Below are 25,988 nucleotides of genomic sequence, written 5' to 3'. Positions count from 1 at the left end.
TCATCCCCCAAACGTCTAGGTTCTCATAGTATTTAAGGATTTCTAATGGGTCTAAGTAATATTCCAACAACCAAAAAGTGTGGTAACTACATACACAAGAACCTACACATCCTTTATTCCCTAAAAGCCCTTAGAACCCTCTCGAATATCTCCCTTTCCGTTCCCCGCTTCTTTCTCGCGAGCCTCTCCACTATGAGCTCCGGTGTGCTCCTCCCGAGCTTTCCAAACACAGGCTGTCTGTCCACTATCAAGTTCAGGTTTTCATCCAGTCCCTTGGCCTCTATTCCGTCCACTCTCGCAAAGGGGAGCTCCTTCTTCAGATCCTCTCCCAGGTGAGAGACTATCACAACGTAGAAATCCTTCTCATTCGCCACCTTAAGGAGTTCCCCGATTATCTTAACGGCTGCACCAGGCTCGGTGATGGCCTCGAACTCGTCTATTAGGATGAGCTTTCTCCCATCGCCCTTTAGAGCCCTTACGAAGGAGCGGAGAGCTGTTTCAAAGGCCCCTGCACCATAAACACTCCTCTTTCTCCTGAAGAAGAAAACCTCCTCAAGGGGCTCAATCCAGGCCCTCTCGGCCGGAACTGGAAACCCCATGTGGGTCAGAACGACTATCTGCGTTATCAGTTCAAGGAGGCTGGTTTTTCCGCCGCTGTTAGCTCCGGTCAATATCACTATCCTCTCGTCCTCGATTGCGTTAGCTCCGCGGACATCAAACTCATGCGGCGTTTTTCCCACCACGTAGCTGACAGGTTGAGGGTCGTTTATGGATATGTGCCTCCCCCGGACGAATGCAAGGCCTCCACTCCACATCTCCGGGAAGGAGAAGCCCTCAGTGAACTCCTTAACCGCCCTGAGGAAGTCGAGTTCATAAACCCTATCGATCTCCTCTTTCAGCGCTGGAAGGAGGGGACGTATCTTTTCAACGGCTTCCCGGCTCTTGAGGTATAATTCAACTTTCAGCTCATTCTCAAGCTCTTCCCTTAGGATTTCAATCCTCTCCGGCGGAGCCCTCACCGGGTAGAGTTCTTCCCGCGAGAATATCTCAAAGCTTACCCCCAGTTTCTCCCCCAGCTCCATCTCTGCCTCGCTTATCATAGCCATGATCTCGCTCTCGACGTCCCCGAAGTGCCGGAATATGGCCTCGTAATTTCCTTCTTTCAGCTCGTTCAGGAATGAAAGGAGATCCCTTCCGCTCAACGTCAGGCTGAACTTCTCAAGCCTCTCCGAGATCCTCTCGTTCAGCTCCCTCTCCTTCTGGGCCACCAGCTCTTCGAGACCGTCCAATAAGGTTCTCTTTTCCATGACGGCTTCGATATCCCCGATGGCCGAGAGTATCTGTCCTGCAATGCTTCCCTCACCAGTCAGCCTGCCTATCTCCTCAAGGGCCGTCAGCGTCTCCCGATTTTCCCAAAGTGGGAGGATGTAGAGCTCCGGCGCTATCTGGGATGGAGCCAGATCGACATCGATGCCGTAACCCACGGTGCTGAGAACCAGGGGATAGCCCTCAGCGTCCCTTGGATCTGAAGAGACCTCGCAGAGGCCGAGCTTCTCGGCCTTCTCAACCTCGCTTTCATCCACTATGAGGATCCTGTCATGGAGGTAGTCCCTGCGGAGCTTTATCGCTCTCACTCTGGGTATATACTCCAACAGCTCCCTCCGGACTTTTGGGAGGTTATCCCGGAGGTACTTCTGTCTTCGGGTTATCTCACCAGGGTCGGAGGTTGGTTCAAAACGGTCTAGAAAAGCCGCACTTGGTTCCAAGACTAACCGCCTCTTGATCTCGTCGCGGATGGAGCGGTAGACGGCTTTAGCCTCCGGGTTCATCCTGAGCTTCATCGTTTGGAGAATGGCGGCCCCCCTAAAAAAGTTACCTGATGGTTCGCGCCGACAGCTTTATAAACATGATTAGTAATCTAAAAACGATTCTCTAGGGTGGTCATCGTGTTCCTCGAACGCGTCACAAGGCCCAGGTACAAAGGACTGGTCTTCAAGTTCAAGGATGAGAAGCCTGAGGAAGTCCTCCGGGTTCTGAATGAATGGGGATTTAGCTTCCACAACTTAAGCGTTGCCCTTTCCGCTGATTTTGACGTCGAATCCCTTGTTCTACCAAGCGAGAAGCCCTACATTTATCTCCTTCTGTTTAAAGGAGGAGAGGCGTTCCTTGCCATGGGCGACAGGGGGATGAAGAGGAGGGGATGGCCGGAGCCGAAGAAGTATCTTATCAAGAACGAGAGGGGCGTAGAAAACCTGATCCGTAAGGAACTGTCTCCAAAATCCATAATTCCCCCTAGATTAATCTACATCACCTTTTGGCTTCTCGTGTGGGTGGCCCTGCTAATCATCTCGCGGGGGAACTTCTTCCTGTCCACGCTGATTTCTCTGATCGGCCTGCCCCTGAGTTACTTTGAGTCATTTCTGCACTACCATATTTTCGGCTATTGCGTGACCTGAGGTCTACCCAAGAATTGAAACGGCGAAGATGTAAAAGAATATTCAGTGTTCCTCCGATGATTTCCAAATATAATATCCAACACCGATTCCCTTTGGTTATATAAGAATGACCCTGACTTCCCCGCCCGCGATCCGCTCTTCAGCCAGATCCGTTAACGAACTTATTTAACTCCTCCAGAACCCTTAAATACTAGAATTTCCATAGGGACTCTGCAATGAGGCGCGATTACACCCTCTACCTCTTCGCGGCCATTGGGAGCTTCCTGGTAGTGTACATAGCCCTCCCACTCATAGTGATATTTGAAAAACAGGCCTTCGACATTGGCATGCTCAGGAAAACCATCCACGATCCGACTGTGGTTGAGGCACTCAAGAACTCCCTCCTAACGGCGACCGCGACGGCGTTAATAGCGCTCATCCTGGGGATCCCTCTAGGCTACTCGCTGGCTAGGCTCGAATTCCCCGGCAAAAGCCTGGTTCAGGCCTTGATGGACGTCCCTATAGTGATACCCCACTCGGTCGTCGGTATAATGCTCCTCGTCACGTTCTCGAAATCCATCCTGGACAGCTACACAGGGATAATAGCGGCGATGCTCTTCGTTTCGGCACCCTTCACAATCAACGCCGCCAGGGATGGATTCCTCGCCGTCGATGAGAAGCTCGAGAGCGTGGCAAGAACCCTGGGCGCATCGAGGTTCAGGGCCTTCTTCTCAGTGTCCCTTCCAATGGCGCTTCCCTCAATATTCAGCGGGGCCATAATGACGTGGGCCAGGGCCATAAGCGAAGTCGGAGCGATACTCGTCGTCGCCTACTACCCCAAGACTGCCCAGGTTCTCGTTTTGGAGTACTTCAACAACTACGGACTGAGGGCCTCAAGGCCGATCTCCGTTGTTCTGATAGCCATGAGCCTTACGGTCTTCGTCATTCTTAGATGGATGGCCGGGAGGATGAAGGATGCTTGAGGTCAAGTCCGTATCAAAGGACTACAGTGAGTTCCACCTGCGAGATATAAGCTTCGACGTTGAAGAGGGAGAGCACTTCATAATACTCGGCCCGAGTGGTGCCGGAAAGACGGTTCTCCTTGAAGTGATAGCGGGGATAATCGAGCCGGACTCTGGGAGGGTCTTCCTGAATGGGGTAGACATTACCGGCTTACCTCCTGAAAAGCGCGGCCTCGCCTACGTGCCCCAGAACTACGCCCTCTTTCCAAACATGAGCGTTTACGACAACATTGCATTCGGCCTAAAAGTCAGAAAAGTCCCAAAAGAAGAAACCCGCAGGAAGGTTCGCGAGATATCCGAAGTGCTGGGGATAAGTCACCTGCTCCACAGGAAGCCCAAAACTCTGAGTGGAGGAGAGCAGCAGCGCGTGGCGATAGCGAGGGCGCTCGCCGTGGAGCCGCCGCTGATACTCCTCGACGAGCCCTTTGCAAACCTCGACGTTCAGACGCGCTCAGCCCTGATGATGGAGATGAAGCGCTGGAGGAAGGAAATCGGCTTCACTGCCATTCATGTAACCCACTCCTTTGAAGAGGCCGTTGGTTTGGGGGATCGCGTTGGTGTCATGCTCAACGGGAGGCTCGTTCAAGTTGGTTCAGTGAGGGACGTCTTCTCAAGGCCTTCAAATGAAGAAGTGGCCAGATTTCTGGGCTTCGAGAACATAATCGAGGGGACTGCAGAGGGGAGAACACTGAAAGCCAACGGGATCAAGATAGAACTTCCCATTGAGATCAGCGGGAGGATGAGGGTCGGGCTGAGGCCGGAGGATATAATCCTCTCTCTAAAACCCCTAAGAAGCTCCGCCAGAAACGAATTCAGGGGTGTTGTCGAGTCAGTCGAAGAGCTGGGCCCTCTGGTGAGGGTGCACCTGAACGTGGACGGTCTTCAGCTAAGGGCCTTCATAACCCGCTCCTCGATGGTTGAGATGGAACTGGGGGAGGGGAAAGAGGTCTGGGTGAGCTTTAAAGCCACAGCCCTCCACGTGTTCTGAGTACCATCCCCAGTAGTTTAACATATTTTGCGGTAGCAAACTGGCTAAATGAAAAATTGGAATAGAAAACCCTTATATACTATCAAATTGCATAATACGACGATGACCATGAAGGCGGTGGTGACGGGGAAAAACCAAGAGCCGATCAAAGAGGTTCTGCCCTGGGCCAGGTCGGATTATCTGGAGGCCATCATGGAAGAGAGAAAGCGAGAAATAAGCGAGGTTCTTGAGGTTCTGGATTCACTATCCCTCTCCGAGATCCCAGAGGAAGTCAGAGATATAACAAAAAGACCAAGATGGGAAGTATTTCTGGCCGATTGAGGCTAATAGAGAACCACTTCAACCTCTTCTCCTTCCAGATATCCCTCACTGTCCTCTGGAATGGTTATGTACCCGTTGCTCTCCACCAGGGAGCTTATTATGCCGCTCCCCTTCTTCTTTATCGGCTTCGCTTTTCCATTCTCATACCACACTTTAACGAACTCGTATCTCCCAAGCTGGCTCGGAACCCTCTCAGTGAGCCTTGCTCTGACCTTCACCTCGTAGTTCCTCGCCCCGACAAGCTTCGCAAGTGCGTGCTTGACGTAGAGGTGGAACTGAGCAAAGACGGCGACGGGATAGCCGCTCATCACGAACGTCCTTTCGCCGTACCCGATGGGCCTACCCGGCCTTATGGTGGTGCCGTGGAAGAGGAGCTTAACAAACCTGTGCGCAAAGTCCATGTCCCCAAAGGCGGAGCCACCGGTTACAAGGACGAGGTCGTTCTCCTCCTGGGCCTTCTCTATCGCCTTACCGATCTCCCCTTCATCGTCGGGAAAGACACCGTAGAACCTCGGCTCACCGAAGTACTGTTCAACAAGCCCTTTGAGCATCACCGAGTTGCTCTCGAGGATTTTGCCGTGCATCAGCGCCTCTTCATCAAACTCCTCGATGAGCTCGCTTCCGGTGACTATTATCCCCACTCTCGGCTTTCTCTTGACTTTGACTGTCCTAAAGCCGAGCGCCTTTAAAATCGAGATATCCTGGGGCCTTAGGATATGTCCCTTTCTTAGAACAACTTCTCCTTTCCGTACGTCCTCGCCTTTCATCGCAACGTTCTGGCCCGGTGCAACCGGTCTGAGAACCCGGATTACATCGCCGTCCCTCTCGGCCATCTCATGCATGAGGACTGCGTTTGCCCCCTCAGGGATTTTGGCACCGGTCAGAAGCTTGACTGCCGTTCCGGGGGTAACCTCGGTGTTGCTCTCTTCCCCGGCTATTATCTCGTCAACGACCCTTATCTCGACGGGGTTGTATTCCCTAGCTGGGAAGGTGTCCTCAGCCCTAACCGCGTAGCCGTCGACAGCGGCCCTGCTGAAGGGTGGAAGGTCAATCGGCGATACAATGTCCTCGGCCAGAACCCTCCAAAGGGCTTCATCCAGGGGAATCTCCTCGGTTTCGGGTATCTCCCCCAGATCGTTCAGAAGGAGGGAAAGGGCCTCCTTATAAGGCGTGAGCTTTTTGAACTCCCTCATATTTACACCCCCAGAGTTTTAAGCCAGCTTACCCTTTTAAAGTCAGAATCAAACGTGGCAATGTTTTTAACGTTGTGATTCTGACAGGTCAGTACGATCTGAGCATCAGACGGCATCAAGTTGTATTTTTTCATTGTCTCATACAGTTCATCTCTCCTAAATGAATCGCCGACTATAACGATCCCAAGCTCATCAAGAAGGCCATTCAGAGATGCTACCACTTTCGAAAACGGCTCCCATCCCTTCTTGGCCACGAATTTTCTCAGGCTGTGCTTTCCTTTTATTCCCAACTTTTCTCTGCCGACTATGAGGGCCAGCGCACCCAAGGCTTCCCTGTAAACTGTAGGGGACGTTAAAAATACCCAGGAACCCAGCAGTATTTCCTCAGCTACTCCGGCTTTTTCACCGTCCACCAAATACTCCACGAGGACACTGGTGTCGATGAATAGAAGGCCGCTCAAAGTTCTTCAGCCTCCTTGATGGCCCATAGTATTGTCTCCTCGCTGATCTTCCCGAGTATTCCTCTGAACCGTTTTATTTTTTGTTTCTTGTCCTGATTTAACGAGGAGTTACTGCTATTTTTTGGGGTGAGGGTTCCCACCGCATCCGCTTTTTCCATGTTCCCACCCACTATATCCTTGCATACTTGTCCTTAAAACTATTCACGGCCGTGCTTTAGCACGTGCCCTGCCTCCGCCAGTATGAGTTTTATCCCAGTTTTAGCGGCCCCAAGACTCCCTGGAAGGCAGAACACTGCCATGGCCCTTCCCGAGCTTCTTATTACTCCCCCAGTTGCCCTCGTCATTAGGGCGGCACTTCCAATTTCCTCATAGCTCACCAATCTGAAAATGTCGCCGAATGATAGCTCTTTGTCGAAAAGGGGTCTGAGGCTCTCTATAGTCACGTCCCTCCTCGCTATTCCTGTCCCTCCCGAGGTAACAACAACATCGGCTCCGGCGCGGAAGGCATCAACGATAGCTCCAATAATCTCCATCTTCTCATCTGGCACGATCTTGTAGAGAACCCTCTCATTGCCGGCTTTTTCAAGCTCCTCAACGAGGAACTTCCCACTCTTGTCTTCCTTCTCCCCTCTGCTTGCCGTGTCGCTGACGGTTATGACGGCGAACTTGAAGCTCTTGGGGGCCTTCTTTTTGTGCTCTTCGGTTCCCATCTTTTTCACCGCACTGGTTTCATTTTTTCAGTTAATAACCTTTGTCCTGTTAAGGAAGATCGTTTAACCCCGGGGAAAGGATTTTTAACCCGACAGATGCATTTTAATGCGGTGGTGTCGATGTACATGGCCGAGTTCAAGCTCAGATATGGAGAAAGGAAGTGGTACGTGAGGAGGATCATCGAAGCGTCAAGCATTGAGGATGCAGAGGAGAAGGCAAAGCGCTACGCGGAGGGCATGAACAAAGGAGATGTAAAATGGGAGCTGAGCTACGTTATAGAGTCCAAGAGACCTCTGATAGTTGGGGACGAAGAGATTAAAATGCTGGAGGGTTCTTAAGCCCCAATTTCTCCCCCTATAATTCTGTAAAGTTTAGTCTTGAGTGTATTAGGGGAGGAAGTTCTTGAAATAACTCCTCATCCAAGGCGGCTAGGTTCCCCTCTTCAGAGTCCAAGTCTACCAGCGGCAGGCCGCGCCGGGTACGGCGGCAAAGAGCAGAAAAACAAAAACGAGCGATACCACTCGAACCCTTTCCATTCCGAACTCCTCCTTTAAAAGTGGGGAAAAGAAAGCCTCACCTCCTCTTCAGGAGGATGGCGAAGAGGACAAGGGCTCCGAGGAGCAGTGCGGCAATCCTCATCATCCCTCCGGGGATCGTGGGCCCCGGTGTCCCTGGGGTTGTTGAGGGGCTCTCCTCAGGGGGAGTCGTTGATGAACTTGTTGGCGATGGTGAAGGAGATGACGTGGAGGATGGGGCTGTTGTGGTAGTCTCAGGCGGCTTTTCTTCTTCGGGCTTTGCAAAGGAGAGCGAGAAGTAAGCTGGCTCGCTCATCGTTCCATCGTACAGGACGTAGCCGGTTAGGTTAGCCCACTCCTTTCCGGCAGTAAAGGTTCCCTCCACGGTTACCCTCTGGCCGGGCATCACCGTCACGTTCCTGACAAGTTCCTCCCCCTCGGAAGAGGTTATGTGCGCGCTTCCGCTAACCGGAAGGTCACCTACGTTGGTTATCTCCATCACGCCCGTGAACTCCTCCCCCGGAGAGAGCTCCCCTGCTGGATACAGGCTCACCACCAGCTCGGCAAAGCTCACGCTGAAGTAGGCAGTCTTCCTGTCGAGGACGTTTCCTCCCTTATCCCTCACCTCCATCTCAACGTAGTACTCCCCTCCCTCAAGGCCCTCCGTGCCGAACTCCATCGAGAACCTTCCGACGCCGCCGAAGCCTTCGAGGAGCCTCGCCGGAGCTTCGAAGGCCACGGAGTTGTCCGAAGCCTTTCTGATCCTCGCGGTTAATACAACGTCGTCCCTTTCCCTGTTCGTGAGGATGAGGCCCGCTTTGATGGTATCCCCGCGCTTTATCCTCTCCCCGCTGAGCACCAAGGATTCAAGCCTCACCCCGGTCTCGACATAGGATATCTCGAAGCGGTGGGAGCCGTAGATCGTAGCCTCTCCGGTGAGCTCGTTGTACTTGACGGGGAACACCTTTATGACGAGCGTTGTGCTGCCATCGGGGTTCTCGATGATGCGCCACCTGTAGTCCGGAAGGGTGAGGTTAACGGTGGTGGAGTTGGATGTTGCCTCCCCTCCGAGCCTTCCGATCCTCGCGATGGCCGGGTTTAGGGGCACCCTCTCCCTGACCTCCTTCTCCACAAGTCTCACACTTGTTACCCTGCTCCCGGCAGGAACATTGAGGGTGTAGGTGTAGTAGGGGAGCAGGGGGTTGCCGGGCACTTCCACGTAGGAGCCGTCCTCGATGCTCATCACATCACCTTCGTCCGTCCTCTCTATGCTGTACTCCGGAGTCTGCAACTCCAGGCTCTTCGGGGTTCCCGAGTTTCTCCTCTCCTCTGGTGTGGATACTCCCAATCCAAGCTTGGGGTCGCCGTAGAGGTGCATCTCAAGCACCCATACCATGTCCGTATCGTCTTCAAGTTCCCAGCCTCCCATCTCCCTCTTCAGCTCCCTGAGGGCCATGCCTATGCTTTCTCCGGAGTCCCACTTCCGGTAGAGCCTCTTGGCCCTTGCCGTCCACGGTGCACTCCAGACAAGTTCAGTTGATCCCAGGTAGACGGCCGCCCCGGCCTGGAGGAATGCCTCGGCCACGCTCTTCCCCTTCGTGTAGTCCCCTGTCAGGCAGGACTCCGCGTAAACGAAGGGACAGGTTCCGCCGAAGGGTTCCGCCCTTCCCGAGAAGTCACTGACGTAGAGATCATCTATCACGTTCCAGTTTCCGTGTCCCTCGAGGTGTATTATGTCCCTCTCGCGGGCAATGGTGAAGAAAGCGTTCACGACGTCTTCCCTGTGTGATACTTTACGGCTGTTCACTTCCTCGTCCGGGTACTGGGTGCTTCTAAGAATCGCCACATTGGTGCCCTGATCTCTAAGTGCCCTGTAAACCGCAAGGCTGGTCTCATAGAAGTCAATATGATCTGAGCCGCCGCCCCTCGACTCGGGCCATCCCGATAGTATGAGCGCGTGGGAGCGGTCGAAGGAGCACTCCCCCCTCGCCACGGCTATGGCGTTCTCCATGCCCTTGAGTATGTCGCCCGCCTTGTTTCCCGGGAACCTCGCAACTATCAGCTCGGGGTCAAGGACGTCTCCCTCGGTGTTGGCGTAGGGGACGTCGGTTGTCCTGATGACCTTCACCCTACCCCAGTCGAGCCATATCGGGTTGTAGCTCGCCTTAAGCGCCGGCACTATCTCCGTCTCGCCCACTATGACGAGGTAGCCGTGGTCGAGCCAGCCGTCCGTGAGGTAGTTGCTCCACTCCTGTATGAGCGTGAAGGACAGCGGCTCAAAGTTTTGAAGCTCGTCCCATGTGTGGAATTCCAGCCACTCACCGTCGGAGCTGGGGAAGATTATTTCCTCGCCCCTTCCGGGAAGGACGTTTCCAATCCTGATACCGCCCATGATAACGCTCCCGACGTAGGCGGATATTGGGGTGGCCATGCTTCCGGACCCTATGGAAATCTCATGGGTTGTTCCAAAGTAGAAGGGGACTTCCTCCTCAAGGCCGTCCATTGTGTAGACTTCAATCTTATTGTTTTCCGCATCAAAGACAACGAACTCATCCATTCCATCGCCGTCTATGTCGCCTGTGGCGTAGCCGTTGTCGTCTGAGTAGGGAACCTGGATTGTTCTCCGAAGCTCCAGCGAATCGGCTATGATGTAGTACTCCCTGAGCTCCCCCGTTGAGAGCAGGACGAGCAGACTGTCTCCCTTGTCGCCGCCCACGTCGGCAAAGAAGACCCTCTTACCTCTGTCCGTTCCAATGTCATGTTCACCAGAGAGAAGCCGAATGGGTTCCTGGAGACTGGATGTTATCAGGTACACGTGGGAGCCGTCCAGCACCGCGCAGGTGGGGTACACGTCGAATATCGTTGACCCATAAACGTACCCGCAGGCAACGTCCGCTTGCCCTTCCGCTCTTGTATTGGGGGAATAGCTCTCTTCCACGTACTTCTCCTTCTGGTTCCCGTTTTTGTCCCTAACCCGCTCCTTGCCGTACACCTTCACGAACCCGTACTCCCCGGCAAGGATTATCTCGTCCTTTCCGTCATCGTCGAGGTCGTGAAGGGCTAACCCTCCAGCTCCTTTCGCCAGCTCTGCGCTCTCTTCACCGCCCAGGAGGCTGTGAACTACGAGCTTTCCGCTGTCGGGATGGTATATCACGATGTCGCCCTTTCCATCTCCGTTGGGGTCGCCGATTGCTATGAGCGCCTTCTTAACGTCTTTCCTTATCTTTCCCCCTCCCCCGAGGTAGCCTATAACGCCGTTCCGGAGGGTGGCCAGTTCCGCCATCGCCGAGAAAACCTTCTGGACATTGCTTGTGTTTTCGTTTGTATAGTATAGGTTCTCGGGGTTCGTGACTATGAGGTAGTCGCTCTGCCTCATTGCGTTTATCGCGGCATCGTATATGCCCTCGAGACCCCCTTCACCCCTTACGGTCTGGGATGGGTGGAAGGTCTCCAGGTCTCCATCAACCTCGACCACAACGGGTACACCGATTCCCCTGTAGACCGTATGGGAATACAGAATGGGAACCGCAAGGTAGCTCGCCCTCGCCATTTCCCCCGGCTCGAGGATGGTGTTGTTGAAGCTGAAGGTGACCTCTTCATACTGCCCTTCCACGTAGTAGCGCCCCCTCATGGTGTAGCCGGCTCCGTCCTTGACAACAGCCTGGAAGCCCTTTAGGGTCTCCGTTATTTCGTTTAATCTTATGGGGACCTCCCCCGTGTTCCTAACGCTTAGCGTGACGTTGAAGTAGTTTCCAACCCTCCTGACCTCCTGGTGGAAGGAGTACTCCTTCCGGGGGGAAGCTATCTCGACCGTTACAGCCCTTGAGAAGTAGCTCTCCCCGTTGGTTGAGTTGGCCATGGCCGCTATGAGATACAGCCCAGGCTCGAGGTTCCTCACGTCCCACTCGTAGGTGAAGGTGGTGTCTTCGTCCGTGTGGGGGTAGAAAACCCTCTTAACCTCGTAGTCCTCTGGCCCGAATATGTAGAGGGTTAGGCTGTCAACTGGATGGGGGATGAGCTCTCCCGGGCTGTTGAGGCACATGAGCTGGCCCAGCTCCGAGGAGGGGCAGTCCCTCATGGATAGCTCGTATTCAGCGGCGTAAACGCTCACCTCAACGCTTCCCGTGCTGTTCGCCTGGATGGTGCTCATCGTGTAGCGGTCGGGCGGGGAAACGACTTCCACTTCAACGCTCTGGACATCGTAGGAGGGCCTCCATACCTCGGTTATGTTGTCACACAGTCCACTAATGTCGCACACCCTCACCATGACCTCGTGTTCCGTGTAGTAGTTCTCCCCACCAATCCCGGCCATCCCGAGGATTCCGGGGGTGAGGTACATCATGGAGAAGTTCCCCGGGGAGTAGTCAACCCCCACAAGCCTTCCGTCCACGTAGAACTCCACCCTGTCAACACCGGTGTTGTCGCTCACGTAAGCCCTAAGCGGCTTTCCTGGTCTCATGGGGAGCGTTAGGTGCTCAACAGTCGGCTTTTCTCCGTCCGGAACCGGTAGCGTCTTGAAGAAGGCCTTTTCGGAGACGGCCGAGTTTCCACTCCCGTCCGAGACCTCCGCAATGAACCAGTAGAGCGTTCCCGATTGCAATCCTTCAAGCCTTATGACGTGCTTCTCCTTGAGTTCGTCGTCGACAACCTCGCTTGGGAGCGTGTCCGGGCTGTACTTCACCTTTACCCTGCTCTCCTCGCTCGTGCCGACGAAGATAACCGCGTAGTCCCTTCCGACCTCCACCACCTTCAGGCCAACTATCCTCGGCGGCTCCTCGTCGCACTTCCACTCCTCAAGGCGGGCGTTGTTCTCCTCGTCGCCCTCGTGGACTTTTCCGCCTGAATCTGCCCACACGCCTACATTCAGAACTCCCTCGTGGCATTCGGGCAGGTCGAAGCTTCCATCCCTGAACTCCCCGGCCTTGAGGCCTTCAACGCTGAGAGTTTTCACGGGTTCACCGTTTAGGAGGAGGGCCACATCGAAGGGGCCTGAGTCACCATCTCCGACGTTCCTCACCTGGAACCAGAGCTTTCCGCCCTCTTTCCAGATGTCCGTTACAATCAAGTCCGGAAGGCCCCCTTCGGGCCTCGTCTTGACGAGGGGAAGCCAGTCCCCGGTTCTCACGCCCCCACCGGAGATGTGGGGAACCTCTGTGTCGCCTATCCCGTCGCCGTCCTTGTCAACTCCCCCGTAGTCGCTCCAGTAGTTGCCGCCTATGTAGGGGCCGCCCACTATGTTTGGGCCATCCCTCTTCGTGGTGTTCCAGTAGTTCTCTCCCATGTCCCGGGCGTTTTGGCCGTTCGAGAGGTAGTTGTTGTAGAGCAGGTTTCCGTTAGTGTCAGCGATGTAGACCCCAAGGTCGTTCCCGGTGATGAAGTTGTCCCTGACGATGTTCCCCTGACTCCCTCCGACTATCTCAAGCCCACGAACGTTCTGGGTCAGGTTGTTGGACTCGATAGTGTTGTTGTGGCTCGCGTAGAGCATTATCCCGTCCCCCTGACTGCCTGAAATGGCGTTCCCGCTTACGTCGTTGACGGCCGAGCCGTCTCTCAGCAGGATGCCGTTGTAGATTGGGTCTGTTATGGTGTTGTTTGTGATGGAGTTTCTGCTTGATGACAGCAGCACAACCCCCCTATCGGGACCCTTCATGAAGTTCATGGAGACCTCGGTGGTCGAGACGGAGTTGAGGGTTACTGGAATGGCGACGCTCTCAAAGTAGCCCATAGCTACCCTGTGGTTAGCTCCCCCTTCGTCGAGGTAAATTCCTCCGTAGCTTGAGAATATCCTGACGTTGATGATCTGGCAGTTGTATACCTTTTTCTCAACTACCACCGCGTAAGTCCCGCTTTTCTTGGCTCCTGTGAGGGTGACGGCTTTTATGGCCGCGTTGTCGTGGGTAATCCTGAATACCGGAACCCCTGGCTCGGAGGTCTCTATGATGACATCCTCCGGGTTTCCCGATGCGGAGCGTATGATCACCCCTTTGCTGACGACCACGCTCTCCCTGTAATTTCCTGGATCGAGCTCGATGACGTGCCCGTCTTTGGTTTCAGGGTCGTCTATTGCTTCCTGTATGCTCTGAAAAATCTCGCCCGTGTTGACGTTGTGCACCACTGGAAAAGCACCTGCCCGGTCGTAGTTTAGAACCTGGAGGCTGGACGCTAGAACGATAACCAAAAACAAGCAGGAGACGAATTTTTCTCGCCTCATCTCCCTACCTCCCAATGCGGAGATGATTAAAATTCAATGAACTGGGATCTCCGACTCAAGAAGAAAAGGAATCGGAGATCATGATTTTACTAGATAAAATACGCGTTTTTTCTATAAATAAGTTCCGGAAAAACCCATAAAACTTGATAAAATTAAGAATAAATTTTGAATCTTGTCAATACATTCCATCCTCGGACTCTACCATCGAATTCATCTACTCCCCAGAGAGTCAGAGACTCCCCCAGCTGGGAACGAGAACTAAGTGAAAATTCTGGGTTGATCACCCAAGCCTTTCCTTTTCGATGCTGAGCTCCCCTGCTATGTTCGTTGTCATGATTCTCCTGACGTTCTCGACCTCCTTGGTGTGGCCCAGGGCCCACATCAGCTTTACCAGGGTCGCCTCCTTTGTCATATCGTAGGCTGGGATGACGCCGGCCTCCAGGGCCCTCCTCCCAACCTCGTACTTCGTTAGATCCACACCCCCGTGGAGGGCTTGAGTGGTCATGACAACGGGTTTCTGCGAGGCCGTTCTGGAGACTGCCGAGAGAAGATCCCTTCCCCTGTAGGGAATCCCCCCGGCCCCATAGCCTTCAAGGACTATCCCATCGACGGCTTCTGAGATCTTCAAGAACACCTCCGGAGAGAGACCTGGGGTTAAGCGGAGGTGAACGACGTTGGGGTCAACGGGGGGATCGAATTCGGGCTCTCCCTTTCCAAAGACCCTCGGTCTGTGTCTTATCAGCAGTTCGCCTCCCTTCACGTAGGCAACATCGGGATAGTTTATGCTCTGGAATGCGTTCAGGCCGAGGGAGTGGACTTTAGAAACGCGCGTCCCCAGCATTATCTTGTCCATGAAGGCGACGTATATCCCTGGAAACCCCTTCTGCGCAAACGTCAAAGCAGTCCTCAGGTTTCTGGGGGCGTCGCTCCCCGGCTCGGTTATCGGGAGCATCGAACCAGTTAAAACGACGGGAACGGGCGGATTCCTCAGGATGAAGCTCAGGGCTGAGGAGGTGTACGCGAGGGTATCTGTGCCGTGTGTGATGACTATCCCATCGTACTCGGAGAAGGCCTCAAAGACGGCCCTCCCTATGACCTCCCAGTCCTCTGGCTGGAGCAGGGTGCTGTCCAGGTTGAGCACATCACGCGTCTCCACCTCAAAACCGTCCCGCTTCTCAATTCCAGCCAATTGAAGAACTTCATCAACGCCGAGGGTGGCCTTATACCCCATCTCCGTCCTTGCACTGGCTATCGTCCCGCCGGTGCCCAGTACTAGGATCTTCAAAGCTCTCACCGAAGTAAGTTTAAGGGACCCTTTTTAGTCTTTTTGACAAGATTGAATAGAAAGAAGGGTCAGAAATTGAAAAAATGTCAATCTCTCTCCGGAACTGAGAGCATCATGACAAAGGCAAGGAGGTTCATTGCCGCGGCGTAGAGGAAGGAGTGGCTGAGGGAGTAGTTCTGCCACAGGTAGCCCGCCACGACCGAAGCGGGAAAGACGAAGATGCCAAAGACCGTGTGGTAGGTACCTATCACCGTCCCCTTCTCAAAGTCCCCGGCCAGATCCGCCATGTACGCCCTTGGAACCGTATCCTCAATAGCGATGTAGAGGCCGTAGAGGACGAAGGCGGCTATGAGTGAGGGCAGGTCCTCTGCGTAGGCAAAAGCCAGAGAGGCCAGCGCTGCTATCATGAAGCCGACCGTTATCAGTTTCCTTTTCCCCACCCTGTCGGAGTAAAAGCCGATCGGATAGGCCGCGGCCGCGTACATGAGGTTGAAGAGGGCGTAGAAGGCCATCTCATCCCTGAGCGAGTACCCCAGTTCAGAGGCCTTCCACAGGGTAAATGCGTAGCTGTACCTTCCAAGGGCCCCGACTGCAACCACCGCCAGAAAGAGCCTGAGGTTTCTGCTTTTCAGCGCGGAAATTCCTGTTATCTTTTTCCTGACTTCTCTACCGCGTTCCTTTACAAAGAGGGCTATTATCAGAAGGGAGAGCAGCCCCGGAACTGCGGAGAACAGGAAGAGGTAGCGGTAGGCCTTCTCGGCGATCATGCCGCGCATCAGGTAGAGGAGCGCTATTCCGACGAGCGGGCCGGTGACGGCGCCGAGGGTATCCATCATTCTGTGGAAGCCGAAGGACTTTCCAGTTTTCCCCTTTTCCGAGGACTCCGCTATAAGGGCATCCCTTGGGGCAGTTCTTATGCCCTTACCGACGCGGTCAAGGATCCTCAAGCTTAGAAAGTCCCACCAGTACCGGGTAAAGGCCAGCGCACCCTTTGAAAAGGCTGAGAGTGCATAGCCAGTGAAGATGAAGACTTTCCTCTTCCTGAACCTGTCGCTGATGTAGCCAAAGGCCACCTTGAAGAGTGAGCTCAAGCTCTCTATTGCTCCCATCAGCGTTCCACCGAGGAGTTCACCCGTTTTGAGGACGTCCGTGAGGTACTTTGGAACCACCGGGCTTATCATCTCGCTGCTCATGTCGTTGAGGAAGCTGACGAGACCCAGAACGAAAACGTTCCAGCTTATCCCAAAGATCCTCCTTTCGTTGGCCTTTGAGGATTCTCTATCCTCCATACCTCATTCCCCCAGGATTTCAGTGCAGAGTTCCTTGACCTTTTTCCTGGCTTTTTCAAGCAGTTCTTCCCCCTTCGGGGTTGCTCGATAGAGGCGCACCCGCTTTCCGTTCCTCACCTCGGTTCTGCTCTGAAGAAGCCCCATGTCCTCCATTTTGTGGAGGAGGGGATAGATCGTCCCGGGACTCGTTTTATAGCCGTGCTTTTCCAGTTCCTCCATCACGAACTTTCCCGTGATCTCCTCCCGGCTCGCATGGTGGAGGATGTGCAGACCCATGAAGCCAAGGAGAACGCGCCGGATCATATCGAACACCGATATCGAAAATCGATATTAAGGTTAAAAACGTTCCCATCTCCATAGGATCTCAGAAGAAAAAAGAAAACTTCAAAGCTTCACTATGTGAACCGAGCAGGATATGCATGGGTCGAAGGCCCTTACCGTCTCCTCCAGTCTGCCTATCATCTCCTCCTCATCGGCCTCACCGTAGAGAACCCTAGCCTCCTTCAGCAGGCTCTCCTCAATCATGGCGTGGTTGAGCGCCGTTGGCGTTATGATGTTCGAGTGCACGATTCTGCCCTTGGAATCGGTGCGGTAGTGGTGTATCAGAACTCCCCTCGGTGCCTCAACGTACCCTATTCCTTCCCCTTCCCTCGGCTCCACTGGAACGTTTTCGCCGGAGATGCCGCGGTCGAGGAGAATCTTCGCTATCTCTCCTGCCCGCTCAAGGGAGTAAACTAGCTCGATAGCCTGGGCAAGGTTGTTGTAGCTGACGTATCCCGTTGAAAGCTTATCTTCGTGCTCCTTGAAGAGCCTCTTCGCCTCCGGCGTCAGCTGATCGCTCTTTAGCAGGAGCCTTGCGAGGGAACCAACGAGGAAGCTCTCGCCGTTGTAGCAACTCTGCTTGGCGAAGCTGTAAACGAGGGAGTGCTCCTCTATTCTCTCGGTGTAGTGGAACGGTTCCTTGTCCTCGGCGATCAGTCTCTCTCCCCACAGGTAGCCGTTGGTGGCTACGAAGTGCTCCGCCCTTTCGCCGTAGGGCTCAAGCGACGCGAAGAGCCTCACAGCCCTTTTAGCGAGCCTCAGCAGAGCCCCACTTTCTTCCTCAATTGTCTCAAGCTCTTCAGTAGTCTGATAACGCCCGAAGCCACCTGGCTTGACGTTTATCCCGCCTATCTCCCTCCCGCCTATCAGCTCCCTCAATCTGTTCCCGAAGGCTTTGAGTGCTATCCCTTCCTTCACAAGCTCGCCGTGCTTGCTTGCCATCCTAATGGCATCGGGATAGCCGAAGACATCAGGGGCGACGAGGAGGTAAAGGTGCAATGCGTGGCTCTCAAGGAACTCCCCGATGAGACCAAGCTCCCTTAACAGCTGAATCTCCTCCGGAACCTCAACTCCGAAGGCCCTCTCTATCCCCATGACCGATGCGACACTGTGGGCGAGATAGCATATGGCGCATATCCTCGCCTCAAGGTCTGGTACATCGTAGTAGTGCCTCCCGAGAGTGAGGAGTTCGAAGAAGCGCGGCCCCTCAACGATCTTCAGTCTCACGTCCTTCACTTCGCCGTCCTCTATGATTATCTCGGCCTTCCCGTTCCCCTCTACACGGGTGAACTCCCCAATCTCGATTATCATGGCTTCCACCTCGCGAAGGTCTTGAACTTCTTCATGATGTACTCGTCATCGTAGCCCTTGCTCTTGAGTATCTCGTACTCGCTCGCTGGATTCACCTCGCCCGGCAGTGGGCCCCTGCAGCCGATACAGCCGAGACCGGACTTTATGCAGACCGCGTTGCAGCCGCCTAGGGTTATCGGGCCGAGGCATGGGAGGCCCTTCTTCACCAGAACACACTCGTACTCGTTGAGCTTGCACTCGACGCAGACGGGGTAGTCTGGACGAACCGGATCTATGCCCTTCGCTATGTTCATGAGCGCCTGGTACAGCTCCTCCTTGTCGTAGGGACAGCCAGGAATTGCCAAATCCACGGCCACGTACTCGACGACCGGCTTCGAGTCCATCGCCCGCATCGGGTTGCCCTCATCTCCGTAAATCGCTTTCAGCTTCTCTTTAATCGGCATTTCAACACTTCCCTGCACGCTGCCATGTGTCGCGCAGGTCCCGAGGGCTATGAGGTAGTCCGAGCGGTTTCTCGCTTCCCTGAGAACTTCGAGATCCCTGTGGGTGGAAACCGTTCCTGTAACGAGGGCAACGTCGTAATGGCCACCATCTTGAAGGCTGCTCGCCATGTGGAACTCGCCTATCTCGTAGTACTCCAGGAGGTCGAAGAGCCTCTCGTAGAGGAAAAGCACGTTGAGGGCACAGCCTCCGCAGTCCGTCAGCTCGAAAACTCCGAGTTTGAGCTTCCCCATCATATCAACCCCCTTGTGGAGAGCGCGTCCCAATAGGTGAAGACAGGTCCGTCTTTGCAGACGTACTTGAGACTCGTGCTCGTCCCAACAACGCAGTGGCCGCACTTGCCTATTCCGCACCGCATTCTCCTTTCAAGGGTCATGTAAATCCTCCCGGGAGAGAGTTTCCTGTTCAGGAGCTCCCTCACTACGAACTTGTACATTATCGGAGGGCCGCAGATGAGGGCGTAGGTGTTCTCAACGTCGAACTCCTCACCGCGGAAGAGGTCCGTCACAACGCCCCGGCAAACCCTGTCCGAGAAGCCCTTCTCAAGGTAGACGCACGAGGGACTCTCAACCTCGTAGGCGAGCTTCACTTTGCAGTTCACGGCATCCCCATGCTTTAGTAGGTGGACTACCTCGTCGCGGAAGAGCAGGTCTTCGTAGGCCTTAGTCCCGTAGAAGAGCCAGATCTGTTCATATCTCCCTGAGTCAATGGCATACCACAGGACTGACCTCAGGGGCGCCATCCCGAGGCCGCCAGCGACAAGAACGAGGTTTGAGTCCTCCATCTCTTCCATTGGGAAGTCGTTGCCGTAGGGCCCCCTAATGCCAACTATCTCCCCCTCCCGCATTTTATGGACGAACTTCGTCATCCTGCCGGCTTTCCTTATGCAGAGCTGGATGTAGCCTTTCCTGGTTGGGGATGAGCAGAGGCTTATCGGGAACTCGCCGAAGCCCCGAACGTCCACTATGACAAACTGGCCCGGCTTGAAGTTGAAGTTTTCTCCCACCTCTGGGTCAACGAAGCGGAGGGTGAAGAGCTTCTCCCTGGGAGTTAAGTCTTTTACCTCCAGAATGCGCGCCTCATGGGAAACGTAGGGGTTTTCGCTCATTGCAGGGACCCCCTCACCTCGTCGAGAACCTTAACGTGCTCTATCCCGGCCGGACAGAACTCGTCACACCTCCCACAGCCGACGCAGTTGAAGCCCGCTGAGGGGTCGAAGTAGCTCTTGCAGTAGTAGCGGTGCCTGAAGCGGTCCAATCGCGTAGGCCTGAAGTTGTGGCCGCCGGCAACGAGACCATGGCTCTCCATGAAGCAGGAATCGTAGCGCCTCTCCCTCACAGCCTCGTAGGCGTTGATCCATTTGTCACACACCTCGTAACAGCGGCAAGTGGGGCAAACCATGTTGCAGTTGCCGCAGGCGAGGCATATGTCCGCGTACTTCTTCCATACGGGACTGTTGTAGGCCAGGTCAAGCATGTCTGCCAAACCTTCTTTGCTGAGCTTTCTCTGGAATGAAGAAGCGCGCCTCTCCTCGAACTCCTTGAAGTGCTGGATGTCCTCCTCGGTGACCTCGTCAAAGAGTTCCTCGTTCTCCCAGGCTATTTCATGCCCCCTCACGCTCCCCACGCGAACGAGCCATCCATCCGGAAGCTCGTGGAGGAAGAGGTCAAAGCCGTCCATGGCAAAGTCGGTTCCCAGGCTCTTGCAGAAGCAGTACTCGTCGGGCATGCAGCTTATCCCAATTATGAGTGCGTTCTTGCGCCTTGCCTTGTAGTATGGGTCGGCCGGTTCTCCAAGGTACACCTTGTCGAGTATCTTAAGGCCGTGGATGTCGCAGGAGTGGAGGCCGAAGAGAACGAACCTTTCATCATCGACACCGTTTTCCCATCTACCGTTCTTTAGGTGGAGTATCTGGTCCCTTGGTCTCACGAAGAACTTCTTCGGCGGTAGCATTGTCCTGTTGTAGTCGAGGGCCATGTCCCCGGCCCCCTGAACCTCCTGGAAAGAATAAACCTCCCCCTTCTTAACTGGCCCATAGATTTTGCCCCACTCCCTAAGCGAATTGAAGAAGGTCTCAAAATTTTCGGAAGGAAGTTTTATATATCTCAATGGCACCACCGCCGTATAGGCCCTTATACTTGATATTTGTAAAGCACCGATTTAAGGATTTTCCAAACAAATGGTTCTGAACCAAATGTTACAAACTTGTACTTTAGTGCACTTTTATAAACATTGGAGTCGAGGTTTTTCTAAAATGGTGGTACGTGGTGAGGAAAATGGCGTCTGATTTCGGCTACATACGCTCTTATCCCCCAGAGCCGAGCTCGCTTATTCCGCTCCTCCAGCGCACGCAGGAGCGCTTTGGATACCTCCCCCGGGAGGCTATGGAGGAGATAGCGAACTACCTTGGGCTTCCACTCAGCTGGGTTTACGGTGTCGCGACCTTCTACGCCCAGTTCCGCTTCGAGCCGCTCGGGAAGTACGTCGTCAAAATCTGCCACGGCACTGCTTGCCACGTCAACGGAGCTGTCAACATAGCCAGATCCATAAAGGAGGAGCTCGGCATAGAGGAGGGCCAGACGACGGAGGACGGCCTTGTCACGCTTGAGCGCGTCGCCTGTCTCGGCTGCTGCAGCCTCGCGCCGGTCATAATGATCAATGAGAAGGTCTTCGGCAAGCTCAATCCGGAGAAGGTGAGGAAGCTGATGAAGCAGCTCAGGGAGGGGAAGCTCGATGTCTGAGGTCAAGGCCATAGCGGTCGGCATGAACTCGTGCGGAATAGCGGCCGGGGCAAAGGAGACCTACGAGGCGATAAAGAGGGAACTTGAGGAGAGGGAGCTAGACATCAAGCTCAAGATAGTCGGCTGCGTCGGCATGTGCTACCGAGAGCCGCTGGTTGACGTAATCACAGGGGACGGGATCATTACCTACGGTCACGTTGACCCGAAGAAAGTCCCGAGGATCATAGAGGAGCACGTCATCAACGGAAAACCGGTGGAGGAGTGGGTAGTCAAGCGCGACTGGTGGGAGAACGGCGAGAGAAAGACGTGGGACGTTGATGGCTATTTTGCCAAGCAGAAGAAGATCGTCCTCGAAAACTCCGGCTACATAGATCCCGAGAACATAGACGAGTACATAGCCGTTGGCGGTTACGAGGCCCTCAAAAAGGCCCTCAAGATGGAGCCCGAGGAGATAATAGAGGTAATCACCAAATCGGGCCTCAGGGGTAGAGGCGGTGCGGGATTCCCAACTGGTCTGAAGTGGAAGTTCACCCGCCAAGCAAAGGGGGACGAGAAGTACATAGTCTGCAACGCCGATGAGGGCGACCCCGGAGCGTTCATGGACAGGAACGTCCTTGAGGGCGACCCTCACAGAGTTATCGAGGGTATGATAATAGGTGCCTACGCGATCGGGGCTACAAAGGGCTTCATCTACGTGAGAGCAGAGTACCCGCTGGCCATAAGAAGGCTGAAGATAGCCCTCCAGCAGGCGAGGGAGAGGGGCTTCCTCGGCGAGAACATCCTCGGTAGCGGGTTCTCCTTTGACATAGTCATCAAAGAGGGTGCCGGGGCGTTTGTCTGTGGTGAGGAGACGGCACTCATAGCCTCGATTGAAGGAAAGCGCGGCATGCCGAGGCCAAGGCCGCCCTACCCCGCCCAGAAGGGGCTCTTCGGAAAGCCGACCAACATAAACAACGTGGAAACATGGGCGAACGTGCCCTGGATAATAAGGCACGGCTGGGAAGCTTACGCCTCCCTTGGAACGGAAAAGAGCAAAGGCACCAAGGTCTTCGCGCTGTCGGGCAAGATAAAGCACGGCGGCAACGTTGAGGTTCCGATGGGAATAACGCTCCGCGAGATACTCTACGAGATCGGCGGGGGGACGAAGACGGGCAAGAGGATCAAGGCTGTCCAGCTCGGCGGCCCTTCGGGCGGCTGTATTCCGGAAGAGCTCTTTGACACTCCCGTTGACTACGAGAGCGTGAACGCGACGGGAGCTATAATGGGCAGCGGCGGAATGGTCGTCATGGACGAGGACACCTGTATGGTCGACGTTGCCAAGTTCTTCCTCGACTTCACGGTTAAGGAATCCTGCGGCAAGTGTACCTTCTGCCGCATAGGCACCAAGAGGATGTGGGAAATCCTTGACAAGTTCACGAGGGGAGAGGCGACCGAGGAGGATCTTGAAAAGCTTGAGAGGCTCGCCTACCAGGTTAAGGCCGGCTCGCTCTGCGGGCTCGGGCAGACGGCTCCAAACCCCGTCCTAACGACGCTCCGCTACTTCAGGGAAGAATACATCGAGCACATAAACGGCCGCTGTCCGGCAAAGGTCTGCAAGCCGCTCATAAGGTACGTCATAATCGCCGACAAGTGTACCGGCTGTACCGCCTGCGCGATATTCTGCCCGGTCAAAGCTATCAGCGGCGAGAGGCTCAAGCCCCACTTCATTGACCAAGAGGCGTGTATCAAGTGCGGCACCTGCTACGAGGTGTGCCGGTTCAACGCTATAGAGATCCTCACCGGGAGGGATGAGTGATGGTCAAGATTATCCTCAACGGTAAGGAAACGGAGGTTCCCGATGGAAAGCCCCTCATAGAGTTTCTCAGGGAAATTGGGGAGCACGTTCCGGGCTTCTGCTACAGCGAGGAGCTCGACCCCTACGGCTCCTGTAGGCTTTGCCTTGTTAGCACGCCGAGGGGAGTAACGACATCCTGTACCCTCAAACCGATGGAAGGGCTTTCCGTCGAGACCTTGAGCAAAGAAGTTATCTCGATGAGGAAGACTGCCCTTGAACTGATCCTCTCAGACCACTACGGCGACTGTATAGGGCCGTGCCAGGACGCGTGTCCCGCCCACAGCGACGTTCAGGGGTACCTTGCGTTGATAGCGATGGGCAAGTACCACGAGGCTGTGAAGCTGATGAAGGAGAAGTACATTCTCCCGGCGGTTCTCGGGAGGGTCTGCCCTGCCTTCTGTGAGGAGGCCTGCAGGAGGAACCTAGTTGACGAGCCTTTAGCGATAAGACAGCTCAAGCGCTTTGCCGCTGATTACGACCTTGAGCACGGCCCGTGGATGCCCGAGATTCCCCCTTCGACCGGAAAGAGGGTAGCAGTGGTTGGCGGTGGGCCAGCTGGCCTTGCCTGTGCCTACTACCTTCGCACTATGGGCCACGAGGTAACGATAATCGAGGCCATGCCGAAGCTGGGCGGCATGATGCGCTACGGAATCCCGCCCTATAGGCTCCCGAGGGACGTCCTCGACAGGGACATAGCGACCGTCATCGGCACTGGCATTGAAGTGAAGACTAACACCGCCCTCGGGAGGGACGTTACCCTTGAGGAGCTCCGTGAGGAGTACGATGCCGTCTTCCTCGGCGTCGGGGCCTGGAGGAGCAGGAGGATGGGCATTCCAGGAGAGGAGCTTGGTGGAGTGATGCACGGCATAGAGTTCCTCAGGAGGGTCAACACCGGCGAGAAGGTTGAGCTCGGCGAGCGCGTTATAGTAGTCGGCGGCGGGAACACTGCCATGGACGTCGCGAGGACGGCTTTGAGGCTTGGAGCTAAGGTTACCGTCGTCTACCGCCGCTCCAGGGCGGAGATGCCGGCCAACCCGAGGGAAGTTGAGGAGGCAATCGAGGAGGGCGTCGAGTTCCTCTTCCTCACGAACCCGGTCAGAATACTCGGAGACGGCAAAGTTGAGGAAGTCGAGCTAATAAAAATGCACCTCGGAGAGCCGGACGCAAGCGACAGGAGGAGGCCGATACCGATAGAGGGTTCAGAGTTCCGCGTTAAGGCCGACAACGTCATCCTGGCGATAGGCCAGTACTGCGACGAGGACTTCCTCAGGGGTCTCGGCATAGAGGCGAAGCGCGGGAGGGCCGTTGTTGATGAGGTAACCCTTCAGACTAGCATTCCGGGTGTCTTCGCCGGCGGAGACCTCGTCCTCGGGCCTTCAACGGTCATAGAGAGCATCGCCACGGGGAGAAGAGCCGCTTTGATGATAGACCTCTACCTCAAGGGCAAGCTTGAGAAGGCTAGGGAAGTTCTGCTTGAGCCCGAGAAGCACATCGAGAAAGTTCTGGCCGACGATGACCTTTACCGCGTGCTCTTCGACCTGAGGCCCTACAACCACTGGAAGAAGGTCACGGAGAAGGACTACGAGGGCGTTGAGAGAAAACCGAGGGCGAGGGTGGAGCTCCTCGATCCCGAAATCAGGAAGGGGAACTTCGAGGAGGTCGAGCCTTCCCTAACTGAGGAGCAGGTTCTTGAAGAGGCCAAGAGGTGCATGAGCTGCGGCTGTATGGAGGTCTTCAGGTGCAAGCTGAGGGAGTATGCCACGCTCTACAACGCGGAGCAGGATACTTTCGGGGGTGAGCAGAACAAGTTTGAGATCGACGAGAGCCACTCGTTCGTTGTCCTCGACAACAACAAGTGCGTCCTCTGCGGCCAGTGCGTTCGCTTTACCCACGACGTTGCCGGTGAGGGAGTCCTCGACTACCTCTTCCGCGGCTTCAAGACGAGGATTTCGCCGCCCCTCGGCGAGACGCTGGGGGACGTTGAAGGGCTCTTTATCGGTGAGACCATAGACGTCTGTCCCGTTGGAGCGATAACGGAGAGGTTGCCTTTCGTCAAGCCCGGCCCGTGGAAGACCACCCCCATCAAAACCGTCTGCAACGGCTGTTCCTTCGCCTGCGAGATGAACATAGAGGTCTACGACGGCATGCTCGTTAGGGCTTCGAGGGCAGAGGATAGCTGGAACAAACACCTCTGCGACCTCTGCCGCTTCGCCAGACCCTGGGCAGAGGATTTAATCCAGCCACTCCTCAACGGAAAGTCCGTGAGCTGGGAGGAAGCCAAGAGGTTCATGGAGGAGAACGACTACGCACTCATCCTTACGCCGGAACTGACAAATGAGGAGATAACCTTCTTCAAGGAGTTCGCTGAGAAGCGTGGCATTCCTATAGGTTCAACAGTTGAGGGCGGGCTCTCAACGGCCACCCTTGAGGAGGTCAGAAAGGCAAGGCGCGTCCTCCTGAAGGCAGACCCCGAAAAGTACCCGCTCCTCAAAATACTCCTGAAGGGCAAGGAGATGGTTGAGGAGGGCTACGATGTCGCGATACTTGAGGGGCCGGCTGAGCCGCTCGACGTCCCGACGCTGATCCTCCACGAGGGAGTGAACGCCGCCGGACTCATCAAGGCGGGTGTAACGGGAATTCCGGAGAGCAGGGCCTACGTCGTGGTTGGAAGGGCCGAGAAGGAGCTGAGGGGAGACGTCCTGGTCCTTCCCGCAGGCCTCTGGGCCGCCAAGGAGGGCACCGTTACTAACGCCTTCGGAATGGAGCTGAAGGTGAAAAAGGCCGTGGAGGAGGAGAGCACGATCACTGGGCTCTTCTCCTGATTCTTTCAATTTGAGTTCTCATTAGAT

At 55.0% G+C, this 25,988-nt stretch carries 21 protein-coding genes; 8 read left to right on the top strand and 13 right to left on the bottom strand.

The window, feature by feature from the left end; translation table 11 throughout:
- Positions 1 to 113 precede the first annotated feature (113 nt).
- A complete protein-coding gene (locus A3L09_RS05840; RefSeq protein ID WP_088858059.1) occupies positions 114 to 1,841 on the bottom strand; it encodes a P-loop NTPase family protein in 1,728 nt (575 codons plus the stop codon).
- Between the two features lie 105 nt (positions 1,842 to 1,946).
- Here A3L09_RS05840 and A3L09_RS05835 point away from each other — a divergent pair, with 105 nt between their 5' ends.
- The 4 genes from A3L09_RS05835 (at position 1,947) to A3L09_RS05820 (ending at position 4,766) form a co-directional block, all read left to right on the top strand.
- Entirely contained in the window at positions 1,947 to 2,456 is a 510-nt protein-coding gene (locus tag A3L09_RS05835) for a hypothetical protein (RefSeq protein ID WP_088858058.1), read from the top strand.
- A gap of 215 nt (positions 2,457 to 2,671) precedes the next feature.
- Complete coding sequence (wtpB, locus tag A3L09_RS05830) at positions 2,672 to 3,418, top strand: tungstate ABC transporter permease WtpB (RefSeq protein WP_088858057.1); 747 nt, start codon at positions 2,672 to 2,674, stop codon at positions 3,416 to 3,418.
- Positions 3,411 to 4,445, top strand: a complete 1,035-nt coding sequence (wtpC, locus tag A3L09_RS05825) for a tungstate ABC transporter ATP-binding protein WtpC (protein ID WP_088858056.1) — start codon at positions 3,411 to 3,413, stop codon at positions 4,443 to 4,445. The genes wtpB and wtpC overlap by 8 nt, the downstream gene beginning before the upstream one ends.
- 102 nt (positions 4,446 to 4,547) lie before the next feature.
- Positions 4,548 to 4,766 (top strand): hypothetical protein, encoded by a 219-nt coding sequence (locus A3L09_RS05820; protein ID WP_157727207.1) that lies wholly within the window; start codon positions 4,548 to 4,550, stop codon positions 4,764 to 4,766.
- A gap of 2 nt (positions 4,767 to 4,768) precedes the next feature.
- Here A3L09_RS05820 and A3L09_RS05815 read toward each other — a convergent pair whose 3' ends face one another.
- From A3L09_RS05815 to A3L09_RS05805, 4 genes are read right to left on the bottom strand one after another with little or no spacing between them, the layout of a single operon-like run.
- Positions 4,769 to 5,959, bottom strand: a complete 1,191-nt coding sequence (locus tag A3L09_RS05815) for a molybdopterin molybdotransferase MoeA (protein ID WP_088858054.1) — start codon at positions 5,957 to 5,959, stop codon at positions 4,769 to 4,771.
- Positions 5,960 to 5,961: 2 nt separating this feature from the next.
- Positions 5,962 to 6,372, bottom strand: a complete 411-nt coding sequence (locus tag A3L09_RS05810) for a PIN domain-containing protein (RefSeq protein ID WP_232473483.1) — start codon at positions 6,370 to 6,372, stop codon at positions 5,962 to 5,964.
- 44 nt (positions 6,373 to 6,416) lie between these two features.
- Complete coding sequence (locus A3L09_RS10880) at positions 6,417 to 6,578, bottom strand: hypothetical protein (RefSeq protein ID WP_157727206.1); 162 nt, start codon at positions 6,576 to 6,578, stop codon at positions 6,417 to 6,419.
- Between the two features lie 39 nt (positions 6,579 to 6,617).
- Entirely contained in the window at positions 6,618 to 7,130 is a 513-nt protein-coding gene (locus A3L09_RS05805; RefSeq protein WP_088858052.1) for a MogA/MoaB family molybdenum cofactor biosynthesis protein, read from the bottom strand.
- 120 nt (positions 7,131 to 7,250) lie between these two features.
- Here A3L09_RS05805 and A3L09_RS05800 point away from each other — a divergent pair, with 120 nt between their 5' ends.
- Positions 7,251 to 7,469, top strand: a complete 219-nt coding sequence (locus tag A3L09_RS05800) for a hypothetical protein (protein WP_088858051.1) — start codon at positions 7,251 to 7,253, stop codon at positions 7,467 to 7,469.
- 235 nt (positions 7,470 to 7,704) lie between these two features.
- On the opposite strand, the gene A3L09_RS05795 is transcribed toward A3L09_RS05800, so the two are convergent.
- The 8 genes from A3L09_RS05795 to shyB form a co-directional block, all read right to left on the bottom strand.
- Positions 7,705 to 13,857, bottom strand: coding sequence for a NosD domain-containing protein (locus tag A3L09_RS05795; RefSeq protein ID WP_088858050.1), 6,153 nt, complete (start codon positions 13,855 to 13,857; stop codon positions 7,705 to 7,707).
- A gap of 280 nt (positions 13,858 to 14,137) precedes the next feature.
- Positions 14,138 to 15,142 (bottom strand): asparaginase, encoded by a 1,005-nt coding sequence (locus tag A3L09_RS05790; RefSeq protein WP_088858049.1) that lies wholly within the window; start codon positions 15,140 to 15,142, stop codon positions 14,138 to 14,140.
- A gap of 86 nt (positions 15,143 to 15,228) precedes the next feature.
- Entirely contained in the window at positions 15,229 to 16,431 is a 1,203-nt protein-coding gene (locus A3L09_RS05785) for an MFS transporter (RefSeq protein WP_088858048.1), read from the bottom strand.
- A gap of 3 nt (positions 16,432 to 16,434) precedes the next feature.
- Positions 16,435 to 16,734: a PadR family transcriptional regulator gene (locus tag A3L09_RS05780; protein WP_088858047.1), complete on the bottom strand. Its 300-nt coding sequence runs from the start codon at positions 16,732 to 16,734 to the stop codon at positions 16,435 to 16,437.
- 81 nt (positions 16,735 to 16,815) lie between these two features.
- Positions 16,816 to 18,063 (bottom strand): NAD(P)-dependent hydrogenase/sulfhydrogenase 2 subunit alpha, encoded by a 1,248-nt coding sequence (shyA, locus tag A3L09_RS05775; protein WP_088858046.1) that lies wholly within the window; start codon positions 18,061 to 18,063, stop codon positions 16,816 to 16,818.
- Positions 18,060 to 18,800: an NAD(P)-dependent hydrogenase/sulfhydrogenase 2 subunit delta gene (shyD, locus tag A3L09_RS05770; protein WP_088858045.1), complete on the bottom strand. Its 741-nt coding sequence runs from the start codon at positions 18,798 to 18,800 to the stop codon at positions 18,060 to 18,062. Before shyD ends, shyA begins: the two co-directional genes overlap by 4 nt.
- Complete coding sequence (shyC, locus tag A3L09_RS05765; RefSeq protein WP_088858044.1) at positions 18,797 to 19,672, bottom strand: NAD(P)-dependent hydrogenase/sulfhydrogenase 2 subunit gamma; 876 nt, start codon at positions 19,670 to 19,672, stop codon at positions 18,797 to 18,799. The genes shyD and shyC overlap by 4 nt, the downstream gene beginning before the upstream one ends.
- A complete protein-coding gene (gene shyB / locus A3L09_RS05760) occupies positions 19,669 to 20,673 on the bottom strand; it encodes an NAD(P)-dependent hydrogenase/sulfhydrogenase 2 subunit beta (protein WP_088858043.1) in 1,005 nt (334 codons plus the stop codon). The genes shyC and shyB overlap by 4 nt, the downstream gene beginning before the upstream one ends.
- Before the next feature lie 167 nt (positions 20,674 to 20,840).
- Here shyB and nuoE point away from each other — a divergent pair, with 167 nt between their 5' ends.
- Genes nuoE through A3L09_RS05745 form a run of 3 tightly spaced genes read left to right on the top strand, consistent with a single transcriptional unit; the run spans position 20,841 to position 25,961 of the window.
- Positions 20,841 to 21,305, top strand: a complete 465-nt coding sequence (nuoE, locus tag A3L09_RS05755) for an NADH-quinone oxidoreductase subunit NuoE (protein ID WP_088858042.1) — start codon at positions 20,841 to 20,843, stop codon at positions 21,303 to 21,305.
- Positions 21,298 to 23,100 (top strand): NADH-quinone oxidoreductase subunit NuoF, encoded by a 1,803-nt coding sequence (nuoF, locus tag A3L09_RS05750; RefSeq protein ID WP_088858041.1) that lies wholly within the window; start codon positions 21,298 to 21,300, stop codon positions 23,098 to 23,100. Before nuoE ends, nuoF begins: the two co-directional genes overlap by 8 nt.
- Complete coding sequence (locus A3L09_RS05745) at positions 23,100 to 25,961, top strand: NAD(P)-binding protein (RefSeq protein WP_088858040.1); 2,862 nt, start codon at positions 23,100 to 23,102, stop codon at positions 25,959 to 25,961. Before nuoF ends, A3L09_RS05745 begins: the two co-directional genes overlap by 1 nt.
- The last annotated feature ends 27 nt before the right edge of the window (positions 25,962 to 25,988 follow it).

Source organism: Thermococcus profundus, assembly GCF_002214585.1.
Taxonomy (GTDB): domain Archaea; phylum Methanobacteriota_B; class Thermococci; order Thermococcales; family Thermococcaceae; genus Thermococcus; species Thermococcus profundus.
The sequence above is the reverse complement of the archived record's forward strand: the minus strand, read 5'-3'. Positions and strand labels throughout refer to the sequence as shown.